This window comes from Acidiluteibacter sp., assembly GCF_055129545.1.
On the sequence record NZ_JBSRUB010000036.1, the window covers coordinates 19,773 to 38,188 of the forward strand.

The following is an 18,416-nucleotide window of genomic DNA, read 5'->3' on the forward strand; positions in this document are numbered from 1 at the left end:
GCGTGGTTACAAAACAAACTACTTTCTATTATCGCGTTTTGACTAGCTCAAATGAAATCGAAATAATTACTATTTTCGATACTAGGCAAGATCCTCAAAAATTGAAGGAAAGTCTTTGATATTTTTCAATCTAATTATTACATCACAAAAAATAAATAATTCCTTAAAAAAAACACCCCAAACTGTGATATTTTGGCACCTCATGCGAATAATGGATTAAATAGACGATTTAATTCCTAAAATATTTATTCATGAGGAACTTAAAAAAATGCATCTTTGGGTTGTTAGTAACACTCACACTTTTTTTAGTTACGGATTGTAGTATTTCTGTAACTCGAAATTATTATTCAAGTCCAAAACAAAAGGTCGAATCAAAAAGTCTTGAGTCATACTTTAAAATGGATCAACTGAATACAGTTAGCAATGGAAAATTCTAATCCTTCTGATTCTTTCATTTCTGTTATTCAATCGAATAAGGGCATCCTTTATAAGGTAGCCAACTCCTATTGTCAAAACATAGAAGACCGAAAAGACCTTGTTCAAGAAATTATCATTCAACTCTGGAAGTCGTTTGATAAATATGACTCCAATTTCAAGTATTCCACTTGGATGTATCGGATTTCATTAAATGTGGCTATTTCGTTTTATCGCAAGGAAAGTACTCGAAAAACGATTTCCAATCCTTTAACAGATAGCATCATTGATTTTACACACAATGAAATGCAAGATGATAAAGAATCGGACTTAGGACTGCTACAACAAGTTATTCTGGAATTGAAGCAATTGGACAAAGCGGTCATCTTACTTTATTTGGAAGAGAAAAGTCATAAAGAAATTTCGGCTATTATAGGAATCACTGAAACTAACGTCGCGACTAAGATTGGTCGGATCAAACTCCTTATCAAACAAAAAATCACACAATTAAAAAATCAATAAAATGGAAAATATAGAATTGATCAATATCTGGAAAGAACAAAACAGCAAGATTGAGAAAACACTCCGAATCAATCAAGTTCTTTTAAAAGAGACCATAAATACTAAGGCTCAGAATTCCTTAAAGTCTTTGATTCGATTAAAAACGTCTGGAATTATTGCTTTTGTTTTTTACCTGTTGTTATTGGGGTACGCCTTGACTTATTCAATAACGAACTACAGCACTTCTTTGAATTATTTCATTGGCTCAGTTTCTATCATTGCCTTGATTAATGTAAAAGGGTTTGCAGATTACATCAAACACCTCACTTGGACAAATACCATTAATTACGACGGAAGTGTTCTTGAAATTCAGCAACAGTTGTCCAAATTGCAATTGTCGATTATCAATCACTCCAAAATAATGTGCTTACAATTTCCATTTTTCACCACCTTCTATTTATCCAACAACTGGTTTCCGAATGAAGTAGGAATAGGTTATCTCATTTTTCAATCTATTTTGACACTATCATTCATCTATTTAAGCTATTGGCTGTATAAGCAGCATACCATTGAAAACTTAAATAAAGCATGGTTTAGAAACATGATAGCCGGATCTGGTGGAAAATCTGTGATGAAAGCCATTCAATTCTATAACGAAATGGAAGAATTTAAAAAAGAATAGAATTTTGAATACAAGTCGATTATATGGGTTAAAAACATTCAACTTATATCACTATTTTTATAAGTAAGAAATCTTTTCTTTCCCATGAAAATCTGTCTCGCCCAACTTCAAGCTAGTAAAGGAAATATTCAAACGAACATACAACATCATATTCGATTGATTAAGCGAGCAATTCAACTGAAAGCCGATTTAATTGTGTTTCCTGAATTGTCCATTACCGGTTACGAACCTGAATTGGCCAAGAAGTTGGCTGTGTCAATCGATGATGAACTATTTGATCCAATTCAGAAGTTATCAGATCAAAATAAGATTACTATCGGAGTTGGCATGCCCACTCCATCTGCTAATGGAGTTAGAATAAGTCTTCTGATTTTTCAACCCAACAAAGATCGGTTGGTCTATTCCAAGCAAATCCTGCACGATGACGAGTTGCCCTATTTTGTGCAAGGAGACACTCAAGAATATATCACCATTGATCAGACCAAAATAGCCTTTGGAATTTGCTATGAATCACTGCAACGAGAACATTTTATAAATACTCATAATAACGGAGCAGAACTATATATTTCAAGTGTGTCTAAACCAAATCGTGGAATTGAAAAAGCCAACTCCCACTTCCCTTCCATCTCAAAGGAATTTAACACTCCAGTTTTAATGGTGAATAGCATTGGCTTTTGTGAAAACTTTATGAGTGCAGGCCAAAGTGCGATTTGGAATAGTAATGGAGCTCTTTTTGCACAATTGGATAAAGAGAATGAAGGTCTGATTGTGTACAACACCAATACAGAGACAGCTATAGTTGATCAAATCAATATAATAAAGGGAACTGTTTCTGATGCAGACATACTGTTTAAAATTTACTTAGCTGCAAAGGCCGAATTGGAACGAAACTCTATTTTTCAATGGACGGATAACTATCCCACCAAGTCGATTATTGAGGATGATTTAAAGAAAGGTTATTTATATGTACTAACGGTTGATAATGGAATCATAGGAGCAATAAACATCAGCGAAATTCAAGAAGCAGTTTATAATAGGGTGGATTGGCAATTTGATGATTCAAAAATACTAGTCATCCATCGATTGGTCGTGAACCCACTTCATCAACGAAATGGTTATGCGACTAAAATGATGGATTTTGCCGAGCAATATGCAGCAGACAATAGTTATACTTCTATCCGATTAGATGTCTATAGTCAGAACAAAAAGGTGATTGAGTTCTATAAAAAAAGAGCGTATCACCTCCGAGGAGTAGTCCGATTTCCGGAACGAGAATTTGAATTTTATTGCATGGAGAAAAGTATGGTGAATAAAGATAAAAGTACAATTAAGATACTGGTCGTTGGTATTGGAGGAGTTGGAGGGTTTTTCGGTGGACTACTCGCCAAAGCCTATGAAAATAGCTCCGAAGTTGAAATTTCCTTTTTAGCAAGAGGCTCACATTTAAGCGCAATAAAAGAAAATGGACTCCATGTAAAATGGGGAGAAAACTCATTTGTCACACATCCAAAATTAGCTACAGATAACATTCTTGAAATTGGAAAAGTAGATTATGTATTGCTTTGTACTAAATCTTATGATTTAGAAGCTGTTTGTCATCAAATAGCGCCTTTAATCAAAGAAGACACTGTGATTCTTCCCCTTTTAAATGGTGTAAATAATGTTGAAAAAGTTGAGCAATTATTCCCGAACAATCTAGTTTTGAATGGCTGTGTATACATTGTCTCCAGTATTATTGGGGAAGGACAAATCGAAAACTCAGGGAATATACAGTCGCTTTACTTTGGTAAAGAGGATACTGTAGATGAACGAATTATTCAACTAGAACGTATATTTAATCAAGCGAATATAGAAGCGACTCTTTCTAATTCTTCTTTAAAAGTTTGTTGGGAGAAATTCATTTTCTTGGCATCTATCGCTACAGCCACTTCTTATTTTGACTATACCATTGGAGAATTATTAGCGGATGAAAGTAGAACAATAACGCTCCATCAATTGGTTCAAGAAGTCATCGGATTTGCGAAAGCGAAACATATTGATTTAGATGCAGATATTCTGCAGAAAACCATTCAAAAGTTTAACACCCTCCCTCCACATATCACCTCATCATTGCACAGAGACTTTCGGAATAAAAACGTTCAAACTGAGTTAGACTCATTAACTGGTTATGTGGTTGAAGAAGCGAATAAGCTAAATTGCTCCACTCCTACTTTTAAAAAGCTCTACAACAAACTAAAAACCAACACTTCCATGAATCAACGAATCGCTCCAATTATAAACCTGGAGGAATTAGTACAATTAAAAAACAATCAAAACTTAGTTTTAATCGATGCGAGAAATAGTAAAGAAGCGAAGGCTGATTATGCGAAAGAACACCTTGATGGAGCCATTCACGTAGATTTAAATAGTCAGTTGTCCAACATAAAAGAAAATGCAGCCAATGGTGGCCGACATCCATTACCAGAAGTGAGTGATTTTGTGAAAACACTGTCAGAGCTAGGCATTTCAACAGACAGTCATGTAGTGGTCTATGATGATACAAATGGAGCTAATTCTGCAGCGAGACTTTGGTGGATGCTCCGATCAATCGGACATGATAAAGTACAAGTTTTGAATGGAGGATTTCAAACTGCAATCAAGAATGGTTTTCTGACTAACGATAAAGTAGTCCTTCCGAATAAAGTAGAATCTTATCCAGCTGATAAATGGTTTCTCCCAATGGCAACTATTGAAGAGGTGGAGGTTGTTTCCAAAATGGAAGATTATGCAGTAATTGACGTCAGAGAATCATACCGATTTCGAGGAGAATCAGAACCTATAGACCCAATTGCTGGTCATATACCAGGTGCGATTAATATACCTTTAGCAAATAATCTAGATGAAAATGGATTGTTCCGCTCACCAGAAGATTTAAGAAAGCAGTATGAATCTATCCTTCAGAATAAGAATGCTGATCACACTATCATTCATTGCGGTTCAGGTGTAACGGCTTGCCACACAATCTTAGCGATGGACTATGCCGGATTAGAAATTCCTAAATTATACGTGGGTTCATGGAGTGAATGGTGCCGAAATGACAAAGAAATTGGAGTTGAAAAATAGAGAATAAATCCCAAAAAACATAATAATAGTGGAATGAAATCCCAAAAAAACATAATAATAATGGAATACAATCCAAAAAAAACATAATAATAGTGGAATTTGGAGTATCTTTGTAGAAATTTGACAAGATGTTTAAGCGATTACAAGTATCAGAGGCAAAGAATTATTTATTCAAAAAAAAGGCATTAATTGTCTTTGGTGCTCGACAAGTTGGTAAGTCAACTTTTGTAGAATTGCTGCTAAATGAAATTACAGCAAAAGTATTGTATTTAAATGGCGACAATTTCTATACCAGAGATGCCCTTTCAAAACCAAACGTTTCTCTGCTTAAAAACATCATCGGAGAGCACGATGTCCTTTTCATAGATGAGGCTCAACGTATTCCAAATATTGGTATACTAATAAAAATAATTGTAGACCAAATTAAAGAAGTCCAAATCATTGCAACTGGTTCTTCCGCTTTTGATCTAGCAAACCACTTGAACGAACCTTTAACTGGGAGAAAATACGAAATACAATTACATCCATTTTCCTATAAAGAGTTGGTTGATCATTTGGGCTTTTTAGAAGAACAAAGAAACTTGGAGCAACGACTGCTTTTCGGAAGTTATCCTGAAATTGTAATTGATCCAACCAATGCAAAAAAACACCTCAACCTCATTACAAACAGTTATTTATATAAAGATTTATTTGAATTAGAACAACTTAAAAAAACAACTCCATTACAAAAGCTAGTGAAAGCATTAGCGCTGCAAATTGGCAGCGAAGTCAATGCAAATGAGCTGAGTCAACTGATTGGTGTAAGCAACAAAACAGTTGAGAAGTATTTGATGCTATTGGAGAATGCATTTGTCATTTTTTCTCTTCCTTCATTGAGTAAAAATGTGCGGAACGAATTGAAAAAAAGCCGTAAAGTGTATTTTTATGACAATGGCGTAATCAATTCAGCAATCGGCAATTTTAATCCACTTCAGAATCGCAATGATGTTGGTGCTTTATGGGAAAACTATCTAATCAGTGAACGTCGAAAATGGTTGGCAATCACTGAAAAAGAAGTCGAATGTTATTTTTGGCGAACAACCCAACAGCAAGAGATTGATTACATTGAAGTAGATGCAAACAATATCAATGCGTTTGAATTTAAATGGAACAATAAAGGAAAAAACTATTTTCCAAAAACCTTCACTCGTGCTTATCCAGAGGCAACCACTCAGTTTTTAGATCAAGAAAATTATCACGAGTTTTTGAGTTGATGGAAACAGAATTTTAGACAATATCTAACCAAAGAAGAACTGACTTCACAATCGAATTATAAACCAACCAACATTATGAAAATTAGATACACTTCTCTACTAATAACTTTACTCTTTTCATTCTTTTCGAATGCCCAAAACATGGCCGACTATACGAATAATTGGGAAGGTGAGATAACCAATCCAAAGGCATTTAACTTAACAGTAGAAATTGAAAATATAGGAACAGAAAATAGTCGCTTAAAAATTTCTAACGAGAATAGTATAATCGATTTTTCTTTTCAATCTGGTAATTCTAACCAGTTCTCAATTCCATTCGGTGAGAAAATACGTTTTGAAGGAACGTTATCGGCTGATAAAAAGGAAATCAATGGCTTTATTCAATCAGGATTATTACTATATCACCTTAAATTGAAGCAGTCCACCAAGAATTCATTTAAGGGAGTTTGGAATATTTTGATGGTAGATGAGTTGAAAGCACAGCAAATTTATTTGAGTTTAGAAAATGGATCGGACGAAAAGTATGAAGCCTACCCGATCTTTTCAGATGACCGATTTACAGGAACTTGGTGCGGGAATTTTCAAAAGAAAAACGATCACATTTCATTCATCGATTTCAAAACCGGATTGCAGTTTCAAGGTCACTTATTATCCGAAAAGATACAATTGGGAATTTATTTAGACAATCATTTATTGACAAAAGTTGACTTAAAAAAATCGACAACAGATTGGAAAATTGGTGGAATCAATAGTGATATTAATAAAAATAGTCTTTCACTAACCAAGATGGAATCGCAAATAGCATCTGACTCTTTAATAAATACTCATGCAGTTTTAGTTTCTCAAAGAGGCACAATAATTTATGAGAACTATTTTAATGGATACAACGCCAAAATTCCACACGATATGCGCTCGGCTTCGAAAAGCATTTCATCTGCTATGGTGGGAATTGCAAGAGATCAGTCATTATTCAACAGCCTAAACCAATCTATTTTCGACTTCTTACCTAATAACTATCAAATATATAAAGACAGTGCGTCGAGTCAAGTAGATTTAAAAAGTCTTTTGACAATGAGTTCCGGTTTTGATGCAGTTGATTTTGGAACGAAGCGAAAATCTTTAGCTTCAGAAAATAATTATCAACCAACTCCCGATTGGACAAAAACCATTTTAGAAGCCCCAATGATTGGTAAACCTAACTTACATGCCATTTATGGATCTGCCAATCCTTATCTTCTTGGTGTCGCAATGGATTCCATGGTGAATGGTTCTTTAGCACTTTACATTCATCAGCATTTATTTGAACAATTGGACATTCCCAACTACATCATTCAGACTGATATGACTGGCCGTCCGTATTTTGGTGGTGGAATGTATCTTACACCAAGTGATATGCTCAAGTTTGGAGAACTCTATCTCAACCAAGGAATATGGAATGGAAAACAAATCATTTCGAAAAAGTGGATCAAAGAATCATTTGTAAACTACCGCGTTTTAGAAAATACCACCGATAAAAATGGATATGGATATTTGTGGTGGCACCACAGTTATGAAATAAAGGGCCAAACCATACAATCTATAGAAGCCCGAGGCGCAGGTGGTCAATACATCTTTGTACTTCCTGAATTAGAAACTGTGGCAGTGATTACTTCAGGAAATTATAGAAGTATCAAAAACAATCAACCTGAGTTGATATTTGAACAGTTTATTCTTCCGAATCTTAAGGATTGATTATACCTAGCTAGAGATAAACCTTAAGTTAGTTACAAATGCCTGTGCAGCACTCTTTCATATAAAGCCTCGTACTGTGGTAAGATCTTTCCTAAATCAAAACGCTTGGCTTGCTCAAAAGCATCTCTTTTAAAACGACTCAATGTTTCATCGTCTTTTAAAATTTTCAAGGCGTTTGTAGACATGTCATCTACGTCTCCGATATTACTCATATAGCCAGTAACTCCATCAATATTCACTTCAGGAATTCCGCCAGTATTGGTCGAAATAACTGGTGTTTTTGCAGCCATCGCTTCCAAGGCAGCTAATCCAAAACTTTCTGACTCTGATGGTAGAATAAACAAATCGGCAACAGAAAGTACTCGAATCGTGTCATTCACCTTTCCCATCATTTGCAAATCGCCACACAAACCTAATGTTCTGCACATTTGCTCAATTTTATTCCGCTCTGGTCCATCACCTACCATGACCAATTTAGCTGGCATTTTCGCCCTGATTTGAGCAAATACTTTCACCACATCAGTCACCCGTTTTACTTTTCGAAAGTTGGAGATGTGAATGATGATGCGCTCACCATTAGGAGCAATGGATTCTCTTAAACCGTGATCAATCTTCACATCTTCATATTGTTGGATACAAATAAAGTTTGGGATCACATCAATGCCATTTTGTATTTTAAAATGCTCGTAAGTCTCTTTTTTCAAGCTCTCAGAAACAGCAGTCACCCCATCCGATTGATTGATGGCGAAAGTAATGACTGGTTCAAAAGAAGCGTCCTTCCCTACTAATGTAATATCAGTACCGTGCAGTGTTGTGATAAACGGAATTTCTATTCCTTCAGTTCTCAAAATTTGCTGCGCCATATAGGCTGCTGATGCATGAGGAATCGCATAATGAACGTGCAATAAATCTAATTTCTCATATTTTACAACATCCACCAATTTACTCGCTAACACCAATTCGTAAGGCGGATAATCAAATAAGGGATAATCGGAAACCCGAACTTCGTGGTAAGAGATGTTTGCGGTAAACTCCTCCAGCTTTACTGGTTGTCTATAAGTGATAAAATGAATTTTGTGTCCTTTGTCGGCCAATGCCTTTCCTAACTCTGTTCCAACTACTCCGCTTCCTCCATAGGTAGGATAAAGTACTATTCCGATGTTCATATTTCTGTCAATTAGTTGATCAATTTCGTTTTAGATGCTTTAATGGCATCGTAGATACGCTCTTGAATATCTGTTCTTATATTTAACTGCAAAAGCTTTTTATTGTTCGCGTCAGGGTAAACACGGTTCGACAAAAATATGTAAACTATTTGAGCATCGGGGTCGGCCCAAGCGTATGTTCCAGTAAAACCTGAATGTCCGAAACTCGCATAGCTGATGCAATCACAAGTTGGTCCAGGTTCACCATGAAATGCTGGTTTATCAAAGCCTGCAGCTCTTCTATTTTCATTCCCATTCTTTGGAGCATCATCTTTGCAAAACTGACATTTAGTAAACTCCTTCACTACCGCAGCATCTAAGTATTGCTTACCTCCATAGTTCCCATTATTCAAGTACAATTGCATCAATTTGGCGAGGTCATTCGAAGTTGAAAACAAGCCGGCGTGACCACCTACACCACCCAACATCGCAGCACCTGGATCGTGAACATCGCCCCAAACCAATTGCTTTCTATAAGTTCTGTCATCCTCAGTTGGGATAATTTCGGCTCTACAGAATTTGTTCATTGGATTAAAAGTCGTTCTACTCATTCCCAAAGGACCATAAAAATTAGCTTGCAAATAGTCTTCTATCGGCATATCTGTAATTCGTTCTACAATTTCTTTCATAAAATAATAGCCCACATCACTGTATCGGTATTCCTTTTTAGGATTCACTTTAGCTCGATGAACAATTCGGTAAAAAATAGTATCCTCATAAGCTGCAGTAATGTACATACTATCAGCTACTCTTACTGAAAATTCTTCCGATTGAAATTTACTATATAAATCTGCTCTTGGCTCTCCACCTTCAAGTGTCTTGATATAAAAAGGAATCCATGCGGCTAAACCTGCTTGATGGGCTAGAATTTCTCTCAATTTTAAGTCTGCATAATCAGTATTCTTCACCAATTTCCCCAAGTGTTTTCCTAAGTTGTCGTCTAAACTCAATTTGTCTTTCGACACTAAATCCATCACCGCCAACAATGTCGCTGAAATTTTAGTCACCGAAGCAATATCGTATAAATCGGTTGGTTGAATCGCTTGATTGGACTCATAGGTTGAATGTCCAAATTGCTTGTCGTAAATAATTTTTCCATCCTTTGCCACCAATACCTGACAACCAGGATAAGCTCCTTTATTCACCCCATCTTGTGCGATGATATCGATTTGATTCAACAACTCTGTTGATAAACCTAACTCTTCCGGAATTTCTCTATAAAGGATGTTTGAAGTTTCATTACTAAGTCCCGCTCCTATTGGAAACGTTCTAGAAATTCCAACAGGCAACTTCCCTTTAGCAGATCGAGCGCCAAAAATCACCTCGGCAGATATTTCTTGAGCGGCATCTGAATTCTGATAAGACATCAAGAAGCCATCCACATATTCAGTAGCTAAGAAATTTCGCATGGAATATGGATTCATAAATACATCCAAAATGACTTTCTTCTTTAATCGCAAAATATTTAAAAACCCTTTTAAGTCATCAGAAACATCGTACTTCACCCACGGATGTTTATCACTTCGATGCATTCCGATTATAATCACATCATAAGGCATTAGGCTATCCATCATTGCTTTTTGATCTCCGACAGGAATATCATTCCCTGAATTAAAAAACTTCACGTTGGCATAACTCGCAATTCGCTTTTGAAATGCGGTTACTTCCTTAGACCCAATGGATAAAACAGCTATTTTTTCAGTTCCAGTTGACAAAGGAATGATATTGTCATTGCGCAATAAAGTAACAGAGGCTGCAGTCAGTTTGTGATTCAGCGCTGTGTACTTTGGAGTATTTAAATCTTCATACAATTGATTTAAATCAGCTGGTTCATATTTATCAAGCTCCATCCATTGCTTGGCTCTCAATATCTTTAAAACTGAAGCTTCAATTGCTTCTTGAGTCAATAGACTATCCAATAATGCTTGCTTGATGGCTTCTACTCCTTTTTCAACATCTCGAGATAATAACAAAATATCATTTCCAGCTTTAATCGCTTCTACGTCCACTTCAGGAGATGTTAATCGGGCAGCAACTCCAGCCATATTTAATCCATCTGTAAAAGTCAACCCTTTAAAATTCAATTCATCTTTTAATAAATCAGTCACCACAGAAGGGGTCAACGAAGAAGGATAGGTTGATTCTCTGGTGTAAGCAGGAATATTTAGGTGTGCAATCATAACACTACCGACTCCCTTTTTTATCAGTTGTTTAAATGGATACAATTCCAATGAATCTAACTGTTCTTTTGTCTTATCAATCATTGGAAGCGCCTTATGGGAATCCATATCTGTATCACCGTGCCCAGGAAAATGCTTTGCTGAAGCCAATACTTTTCCATCTTGCAATCCTTGCATGTATGCCACTCCTTTTCGAGCTACGTTCTTTTTGTCTTCACCAAAAGATCGGGCATTTATGATCGGATTATCCGGATTATTATTGACATCCACCACAGGAGAAAAACTCACATTCACCCCAATTCGTCGCATTTGTTGCGCAATGTCTTTTCCCATTTTGTAAATCAATTCTTCATCCTGAATAGCGCCCAACGTCATTTGCCATGGATATTTCATCACGCTATCTATTCGCATCGCCATTCCCCATTCGGCATCCATCGCCACCATCAAAGGCACTTTAGATACAGATTGAAAATAGTTCGTCATTTCAGCTTGCTTATAAATGGAGCCTTGAAAGAATGTCAACCCACCTATGTGGTATTTTTGAATCAACTCCTCCACTTCCTTTCTATTCATTTTCTCATTGCTATAGGCAGCCACATTGAACAGTTGTCCAATCTTTTCATCAATACTCATGGTATTCAGAATAGAATCTGCCCAAACATGATTCCCTTTTAGATAGGGAATCTTTTTAGGTTCAGCAGCATCTGAATCATTGGTTGGAAGGTGAAAAGAGCTCAACAAAAGCAATGAAAATAGAAAAATTGGCAAGAGCGTAAGCCGCATAAATTGGAGTTTAAAAAAGTGAACGATTTCTAATATAACGAGCTTCTAAATTAAAGATTATGCTTGCCTCACCTATTAGTTGCAGCAATACTTTTAAACAGTTGAACGTTTATTAAATCAATCCATTTCTTACAAATCCCAAACCAAAAAAGCCAGATATAGAGTGTTTCAAAAATTTGTGGTTGTGTTTTAACTTTCTTTGGGAATTATGGGTTTGATTGGAGTTCTACTTCACTCTAATAAATTGACTTCTTCCATAATTAAGAATGATTATCTTTCAATTATATACAAACTAAATCTAAAACAGAATGGCCAATACATATTCTCAACTATATATCCAATTTGTCTTTTCCGTTAAAGGAAGAGAGAGTTTAATTTTTGAAAGGATTAGGGAAGAATTAGAAAAAGTCATCAGTGGAATTATTACCAATCAAAAATGTAAAATGCACGCCATTTATTGCAATCCCGACCACACCCACCTTTTTGTTAGCATGCACCCAACTTTATCCCCTTCTAAATTAATGGAACATGTCAAATCTGGTTCATCAAAGTGGATCAATGAAAAGAAATATGTAAAAGGTAAATTTCGTTGGCAAGACGGATTTGGAGCATTTACTTACTCCAAGTCACAAATTGATCAAGTAGTAAAGTATATTTTAAATCAACCTGAACACCATAAGAAGCAATCATTTAAAGATGAATATTTATTGTTGTTGGAGAAATTTGACATCAGTTATGATGAGAGATATTTATTTGATTGGAATGATTGATTAAAATGTCAGGGCTAACGCCCTTTGACAAAAGATCACAATCTAACCTATTAAAATATCAAGACTACGTCCCTTGACAGTATGAACTACTATTTGAGCAATTGAGATTTCATTACTAAATCAATAAGTTTAATGTTTCTATTTCTCTTTAAGAGTCTAAAAACAAATATATCCTTATCTATTTATTCATAAGAATCTACAATTAAGGGGCGTTAGCCCTGAAATCTTAATAACAATAAACAATCGAGACAATCAGAGGGGCGCTAGCCCTGAAATCTAAATTGCATTGGGGAATATCGTGGCTACGCCCCTAAACACTAAAACCATAAATTATCTTATTAAAATTACAGGACTACGTCCCTATGTTTGATGGTTGTTTAAATTGAATAAAAAATTGGTATTCAAAAATTTAAATCAACTTTTTGTTTTTGTAAATATCAATTCTATTAGAGGGGCAGAGCCCTGAAATTTTAATAACAGGTGAATAATTCATAAAAAAAGGGGCGCTAGCCCTGAAATATTAAAACGTGTTACCACAACTTTAGTTAACTTTATTTCGTAAAAATTACCATGAATGAATATTAACCAAAACAAAGAAAACGCCATTTCTTTTTACAGAACAGCCTACGAAGGCAACCCCAAACTAGCAGTTGAAACATACGTTGGTCAAGAATACATTCAGCACAATCCTGATGTTGAAAATGGCACAAAGGGGTTCATCGAATATTTTGAAAGAATGCAAAAAGAATATCCTGAAAAGTCCATTGAATTTGTAAGGTGCATTGCAGAAGGAGATCTAGTGGCACTGCATACCCACCAAACATGGCCAGGTAATGATCAATATGTGACGATGGACTTTTTTAGATTTGATTCTGAAGGAAAGATTTGCGAGCATTGGGATGCGATTCAACAAATTCCGGAGAAATCAGCGAACCCAAACACCATGTATTAATCTGTTTTTTTTTAATGACTCTAACTACTACTTCATCTCCTGAACTGACTATTCGGAAAGTTACTTTAGATGATTTATCGACACTTTCAGAGTTGGGTCAAATTACCTTTATTGAATCGCATGGACATAGTGCTCCTAAAAATGACATAGCCCAATACATTCGTCTTAACTATACTGTTGAAAAATTCAAGGAAGAATTGGCAAACACAGAGAATCACTACTATTTGATCTTTATCGAAAATACAGCTGTCGGATTCTCTAAGGTGTGTCTAAATTGCGAACACGACTCATTAGATCAATCCAATATCGCAAAGCTAGAACGAATTTATATACTTCAAGCGTATCATGGACAAACTATCGGTTTTCAATTATTTAACTTTAATCTTGACTTTTGCAAACAGCACAAGCAATCAGGCATTTGGCTAAATGTATGGACTGAGAATACAAGAGCGATTAATTTTTACAAAAAAGTTGGTTTTGAATTTTTTGGTGAATACAATTTTAAAATATCATCGACTCATAGTAATCCGAATCACCAGTTGCTTCTAAAATTCTGATTTAATGGATATAAATCGACAACTATACTCTGAATAATAGGTTTTCCCTGAATAATTTTAGAGCCTTCAAAGTTGAAAGCTTCAATTGTTGCATAATTGGGCATTCTTTATATCATTCAATTTTGAAGTAAACTTGAATTGAAGGCATAAAAAAAGCCTCGTCATTCGACGAAGCTTTAATTTTTGGGTGAATGATGGGATTCGAACCCACGACCCCCGGCACCACAAACCAGTGCTCTAACCAACTGAGCTACAATCACCGTATAATTCCCATTATTCAAACAATATATATCGTTTTCCTAACGGGCTGCAAATATAAAACTTTTTATTTGACTGCTACATTTTCTTTACAAAATTTCACAGCTTTTTTTATCCACTACTTTTCAACTATTAAAGAACATTAACGCTCGTCAACATAAGTGTATTGAATGATTGATTAATTTTGTATTCATGGAAAATTCTGAAAAAAATCTACTTCATGTTGAAGGAATGACCTGTTCAAATTGTGCACTCGGTGTTACTAAAAGATTAGAAAAAAGAGGATTGAAGGACGTTGACGTCAACTTCGCCACAGGTGAGGTTCGTTTTAACAAGTCTTCAGATATTACGCTTGAAATCGTTGAATCAGATATAAAATCGCTTGGCTACTCCATTAAGTCTGATGAAGGAAACTCAAATAGCAAAAAACAACTGTCGATCGATCAAAAATTTTACATCAGTTTGTTGTTTTCTATTCCTCTATTCGCACATATGTTTATATCGTGGGCGCCATTGCACAACCCATTGGTTCAATTCTTCTTGTGTTTGCCAGTGTTTGCGCTCGGATTCTACCATTTTGGTAAAAGTGGATTGGGCTCCCTCAAATCTGGTGTTCCGAATATGGATGTGCTGATTTTTATTGGTGCGACAGCCGCTTTTGGGTATTCTGTAACTGGAATGATTCTGCATTGGGGGGAACCTGAAGCAGCCAACTTCTTATTCTTCGAAACGGCTGCCACCATCATTACTTTAGTATTCTTAGGTAATTTGATTGAACATCGATCAGTAAAACAAACAACCTCATCTATTCAGGAGCTAACTGCCTTACAAGTAGAAAAAGCCAACAAAATAACATTGTTAAATGGGGAAGAACACATCGAAGAAATAGAAGCGAAAGACATTCGAGTTGGCGATACTTTACTAGTTAGAAATGGAGATAAAATTCCAACTGATGGAAAAATAAAAGATGGCTCCGCAAAAATTGATGAAGCCATGATTAGTGGTGAAGCAGAAGCCGTAAAAAAGAATGCAGGTGATGAAGTTATAGGTGGAACCATTATTTTGGATGGCAGCATTAAAATGACAGTTTTAAAGGTTGGTCACCAAACAGTATTGTCTCAAATTATAGAATTGGTAAAGACCGCTCAAGGTCAGAAACCAACCATCCAAAAGTTAGGCGATAAAGTCGCAGGAATCTTTGTCCCCATCGTTGTTGGAATCTCAGTACTCACCTTTATAGTGTGGTATTTTGCTATTGGAGTCGATTTTAGAATTGCTATTTTGAATGCAATTGCTGTCCTAGTTATCTCTTGTCCTTGTGCGATGGGACTAGCCACGCCAACAGCAGTAATGGTCGGAATTAGTCGAGCAGCCCGAAATGGAATTTTAATCAAGGGCGGTTCCAGTTTAGAAATCTTTGCGAAAGTAAAACAGATCGTTTTTGATAAAACAGGAACCATTACAACAGGTGATTTTAGTATCAAAAACATAGTGCTTTATGATGATCTTTATTCCGAAGATAAAGTTCAATCTATTCTACTCAGTTTGGAGATGTATTCCGCTCACCCCATTGCAAAGTCGATCTTGAAACAGCTAAAAGGAAAAGTAAAAATGACTCCTTTGATGGGTATTAAAGAAGAAAAGGCATTGGGAATGTTTGGAAAGGATTCTGAGGGTAAACAATTGGCCCTTGGCTCTTATAAATTATTGAAATCTGAACCAAAAAATTCCCATTCATTGTATCTACTAGAAAATGAGGTATTGGTTGCTGGAATTGATTTAGAAGATGAAATCCGAGAAGATACCATAGAAACCATTTCAAAATTTGAAAGTGCAGGGATTCCTACTTATATGCTTAGTGGCGATAAGGAAGAAAAAGTAAGAGCAATGGCTGAAAAGTGTGGAATAGAAAACTACGAAAGTGAGCAATCGCCTGAACAGAAATTGGCAAAGATTGAAGCACTAAACAAAGATGGATATACAGTGATGGTAGGGGATGGAATTAATGATGCCCCTGCCCTAGCAAAAGCAAGCATAGGGGTAAGTTTAAGTTCGGCTACTCAAGTGGCCATTAATAGTGCTGAGATTGTATTATTGAATAAATCATCGCTAAAATCAGCATGGGATGCATACAACATCAGTCAGCACACTTATTTAACCATCAAACAGAACTTATTTTGGGCATTTGCTTACAATGCTGTTGCGATTCCCATTGCTGCAATGGGATTCTTAAATCCGATGGTGGCAGCGCTTTCAATGGCTTTCTCTGATGTAATTGTTATTGGAAATTCCATCCGTTTACGCTATAAAAATATTGACAAATGAGCCAACCATTTGAAGGATTAAAGGTCGTAGAATTGGCAGCAGTTTTAGCAGGACCAGCTGTAGGAACTTTTTTTGCAGAACTAGGGGCTACAGTCCTAAAAATTGAGAACAAATCTACCCATGGAGACGTCACTCGAAGCTGGCGATTATCTTCTGAGTCAATGGGAAATCCTGTTTCGGCGTATTATTCTGCGGTGAATTATGGCAAAAAATCGCTTCAACTTGATCTTAAAAACAAAGCAGATATCGACCTGGTTTTAAATGAAATAAAAAGCGCTGACGTTCTCATTTCTAACTTCAAAAAAGGCGACGATATCAAATATGGATTAGATTACGAAACACTGAAAATACTATATCCAAGGTTGATTTATGCAACTATCAATGGGTTTGGAGCCGAAAGTAATAAAGTAGCTTTTGATGTGGTTCTACAAGCAGAAACTGGATTGATGTCGATGAATGGAAACGATGAAAATATGCCGGTTAAAATGCCAATCGCTTTTATTGATTTGTTTGCTGCCCACCAATTAAAAGAAGGAGTTTTGGTTGCATTGATTCAACGGGGAAAAACTGGGAAAGGGTACTCTGTATCCGTTTCACTATACGATGCAGCTTTAGCTTCGTTGGCCAATCAAGCGACCAATTATTTGATGAATAATCACATCCCAAAACCAATGGGCAGTTTGCATCCAAACATTGCTCCTTATGGCGAGATGGTGACTTCTAAAGATGGAATAAAGTATGTTCTGGCTGTAGGAACCAATCGTCAATTTCAGGAATTATGTAAGCAAATCGGCCGAAAAGATTTATTAACAGATGAGCGCTATAATAGCAATCAAAATCGGGTGCAAAATCGCGAGAAGCTGCACCAAGAACTAATAGAGAGTTTTAAGAGTCTTCAAGGTGAAGTCATTTATCAGCAACTAATTGACTCCAATGTTCCAATTGGAATGATTAAAAACTTGCAGGAAGTTTTTAAAGACGAACAAGCTCAACGTTTGATTTTACGAGAGGAGATTGAAGGAATGAATACCAAAAGAGTAGCTACTGCAATTTTTAAGATTACTGATTACTAGGCTTTAACTCGCTTAGCAATTTCTTGTTGCACCAATTTAAGTACTCGTCCTATTTCTTTGTCCGACAAACGCAAGCCGAACATAATCAGTTTCCCTCTATAAGTGATACAAAGTTGCTCGTTAGAAATCATCCAGTAGGATTCATTCATACTTTTCACAAAATCATTGCTCTCGTTGACAAATTTTCGAGGCAATTGTACTTCTTTTAATGGGTAAGCTTTAGGAATTCCTCTTTCCCCGTATCGACGCCCAATGTAGATATACTGATCATCAATTTCTATCACTTCTTTCCCACTGCGTCTCCACCTCCATGTTCTCAACATTTTGTAGACAAAGTAGGCCCAAAATATTCCAAACACGAATATCATCAATTTCATCTCGCTATTATCAGAAGTAAATAGCTGTGAAAGGATTGCAATTCCACAAAGAATGAAAGCTCCCAACCAAACACTAAAAAACTTTTGCTTGTCCTCCTCAAAGTAAGCATCTATTGTAAGTATAAATTTCCCATCTTCTTGAGTGTTATTTATACGTCCGGAATTGTTCTTCATCTCACTAAAATTTAGTCAAAATTAATATTAATTTCAAGCATTAATTGGTAAATATCTTATCTTCGTTGATACTTGGTAC

Annotated in this window: 13 protein-coding genes and 1 tRNA gene; 10 read left to right on the forward strand and 4 right to left on the reverse strand. The window is 35.9% G+C overall.

All coding sequences use genetic code 11. The features are described 5' to 3' along the window. Nucleotides 1–423 precede the first annotated feature (423 nt). The 5 genes from ACTB0X_RS17380 to ACTB0X_RS17400 all read left to right on the forward strand — a co-directional run bounded on the left by ACTB0X_RS17380 (nucleotide 424) and on the right by ACTB0X_RS17400 (nucleotide 7,683). Nucleotides 424–936 (forward strand): RNA polymerase sigma factor, encoded by a 513-nt coding sequence (locus tag ACTB0X_RS17380; RefSeq protein WP_463026323.1) that lies wholly within the window; start codon nucleotides 424–426, stop codon nucleotides 934–936. A gap of 1 nt (nucleotide 937) precedes the next feature. Then, nucleotides 938–1,597 (forward strand): hypothetical protein, encoded by a 660-nt coding sequence (locus ACTB0X_RS17385; protein ID WP_463026324.1) that lies wholly within the window; start codon nucleotides 938–940, stop codon nucleotides 1,595–1,597. A gap of 84 nt (nucleotides 1,598–1,681) precedes the next feature. Continuing rightward, the gene (locus ACTB0X_RS17390; RefSeq protein ID WP_463026325.1) at nucleotides 1,682–4,699 is read left to right on the forward strand and encodes a 2-dehydropantoate 2-reductase; all 3,018 of its coding nucleotides are present in this window, start codon (nucleotides 1,682–1,684) and stop codon (nucleotides 4,697–4,699) included. A 128-nt stretch (nucleotides 4,700–4,827) separates the two neighbouring features. After that, nucleotides 4,828–5,952: an ATP-binding protein gene (locus tag ACTB0X_RS17395; protein ID WP_463026326.1), complete on the forward strand. Its 1,125-nt coding sequence runs from the start codon at nucleotides 4,828–4,830 to the stop codon at nucleotides 5,950–5,952. Nucleotides 5,953–6,027: 75 nt separating this feature from the next. Continuing rightward, nucleotides 6,028–7,683, forward strand: a complete 1,656-nt coding sequence (locus ACTB0X_RS17400) for a serine hydrolase domain-containing protein (RefSeq protein WP_463026327.1) — start codon at nucleotides 6,028–6,030, stop codon at nucleotides 7,681–7,683. 32 nt (nucleotides 7,684–7,715) lie between these two features. On the opposite strand, the gene bshA is transcribed toward ACTB0X_RS17400, so the two are convergent. Both bshA and ACTB0X_RS17410 read right to left on the reverse strand, forming a co-directional pair. Then, nucleotides 7,716–8,849 (reverse strand): N-acetyl-alpha-D-glucosaminyl L-malate synthase BshA, encoded by a 1,134-nt coding sequence (bshA, locus tag ACTB0X_RS17405; RefSeq protein ID WP_463026328.1) that lies wholly within the window; start codon nucleotides 8,847–8,849, stop codon nucleotides 7,716–7,718. An 11-nt stretch (nucleotides 8,850–8,860) separates the two neighbouring features. Beyond that, complete coding sequence (locus ACTB0X_RS17410) at nucleotides 8,861–11,851, reverse strand: glycoside hydrolase family 3 N-terminal domain-containing protein (protein ID WP_463026329.1); 2,991 nt, start codon at nucleotides 11,849–11,851, stop codon at nucleotides 8,861–8,863. A 308-nt stretch (nucleotides 11,852–12,159) separates the two neighbouring features. Between ACTB0X_RS17410 and tnpA the strand changes: the two genes are divergently transcribed. From tnpA to ACTB0X_RS17425, 3 genes are all read left to right on the forward strand, one after another. Next, complete coding sequence (tnpA, locus tag ACTB0X_RS17415) at nucleotides 12,160–12,621, forward strand: IS200/IS605 family transposase (RefSeq protein WP_463026330.1); 462 nt, start codon at nucleotides 12,160–12,162, stop codon at nucleotides 12,619–12,621. A gap of 574 nt (nucleotides 12,622–13,195) precedes the next feature. Beyond that, on the forward strand, nucleotides 13,196–13,573 hold the full coding sequence (locus ACTB0X_RS17420) for a nuclear transport factor 2 family protein (RefSeq protein ID WP_463026331.1): 378 nt from the start codon (nucleotides 13,196–13,198) through the stop codon (nucleotides 13,571–13,573). 14 nt (nucleotides 13,574–13,587) lie between these two features. Beyond that, nucleotides 13,588–14,130: a GNAT family N-acetyltransferase gene (locus ACTB0X_RS17425; protein ID WP_463026332.1), complete on the forward strand. Its 543-nt coding sequence runs from the start codon at nucleotides 13,588–13,590 to the stop codon at nucleotides 14,128–14,130. Between the two features lie 185 nt (nucleotides 14,131–14,315). Here ACTB0X_RS17425 and ACTB0X_RS17430 read toward each other — a convergent pair. Continuing rightward, nucleotides 14,316–14,391 (reverse strand) — tRNA-His (locus ACTB0X_RS17430). A gap of 189 nt (nucleotides 14,392–14,580) precedes the next feature. Here ACTB0X_RS17430 and ACTB0X_RS17435 point away from each other — a divergent pair. Further along, nucleotides 14,581–16,713 carry a heavy metal translocating P-type ATPase gene (locus ACTB0X_RS17435; protein WP_463026334.1) on the forward strand — a complete coding sequence of 711 codons (2,133 nt, stop codon included), beginning with the start codon at nucleotides 14,581–14,583 and terminating at the stop codon, nucleotides 16,711–16,713. Continuing rightward, complete coding sequence (locus tag ACTB0X_RS17440) at nucleotides 16,710–17,786, forward strand: CaiB/BaiF CoA transferase family protein (protein WP_463026335.1); 1,077 nt, start codon at nucleotides 16,710–16,712, stop codon at nucleotides 17,784–17,786. The genes ACTB0X_RS17435 and ACTB0X_RS17440 overlap by 4 nt, the downstream gene beginning before the upstream one ends. Here ACTB0X_RS17440 and ACTB0X_RS17445 read toward each other — a convergent pair. Continuing rightward, nucleotides 17,783–18,337: a hypothetical protein gene (locus ACTB0X_RS17445; protein WP_463026336.1), complete on the reverse strand. Its 555-nt coding sequence runs from the start codon at nucleotides 18,335–18,337 to the stop codon at nucleotides 17,783–17,785. The genes ACTB0X_RS17440 and ACTB0X_RS17445 overlap by 4 nt on opposite strands. Between the last annotated feature and the right edge of the window lie 79 nt (nucleotides 18,338–18,416).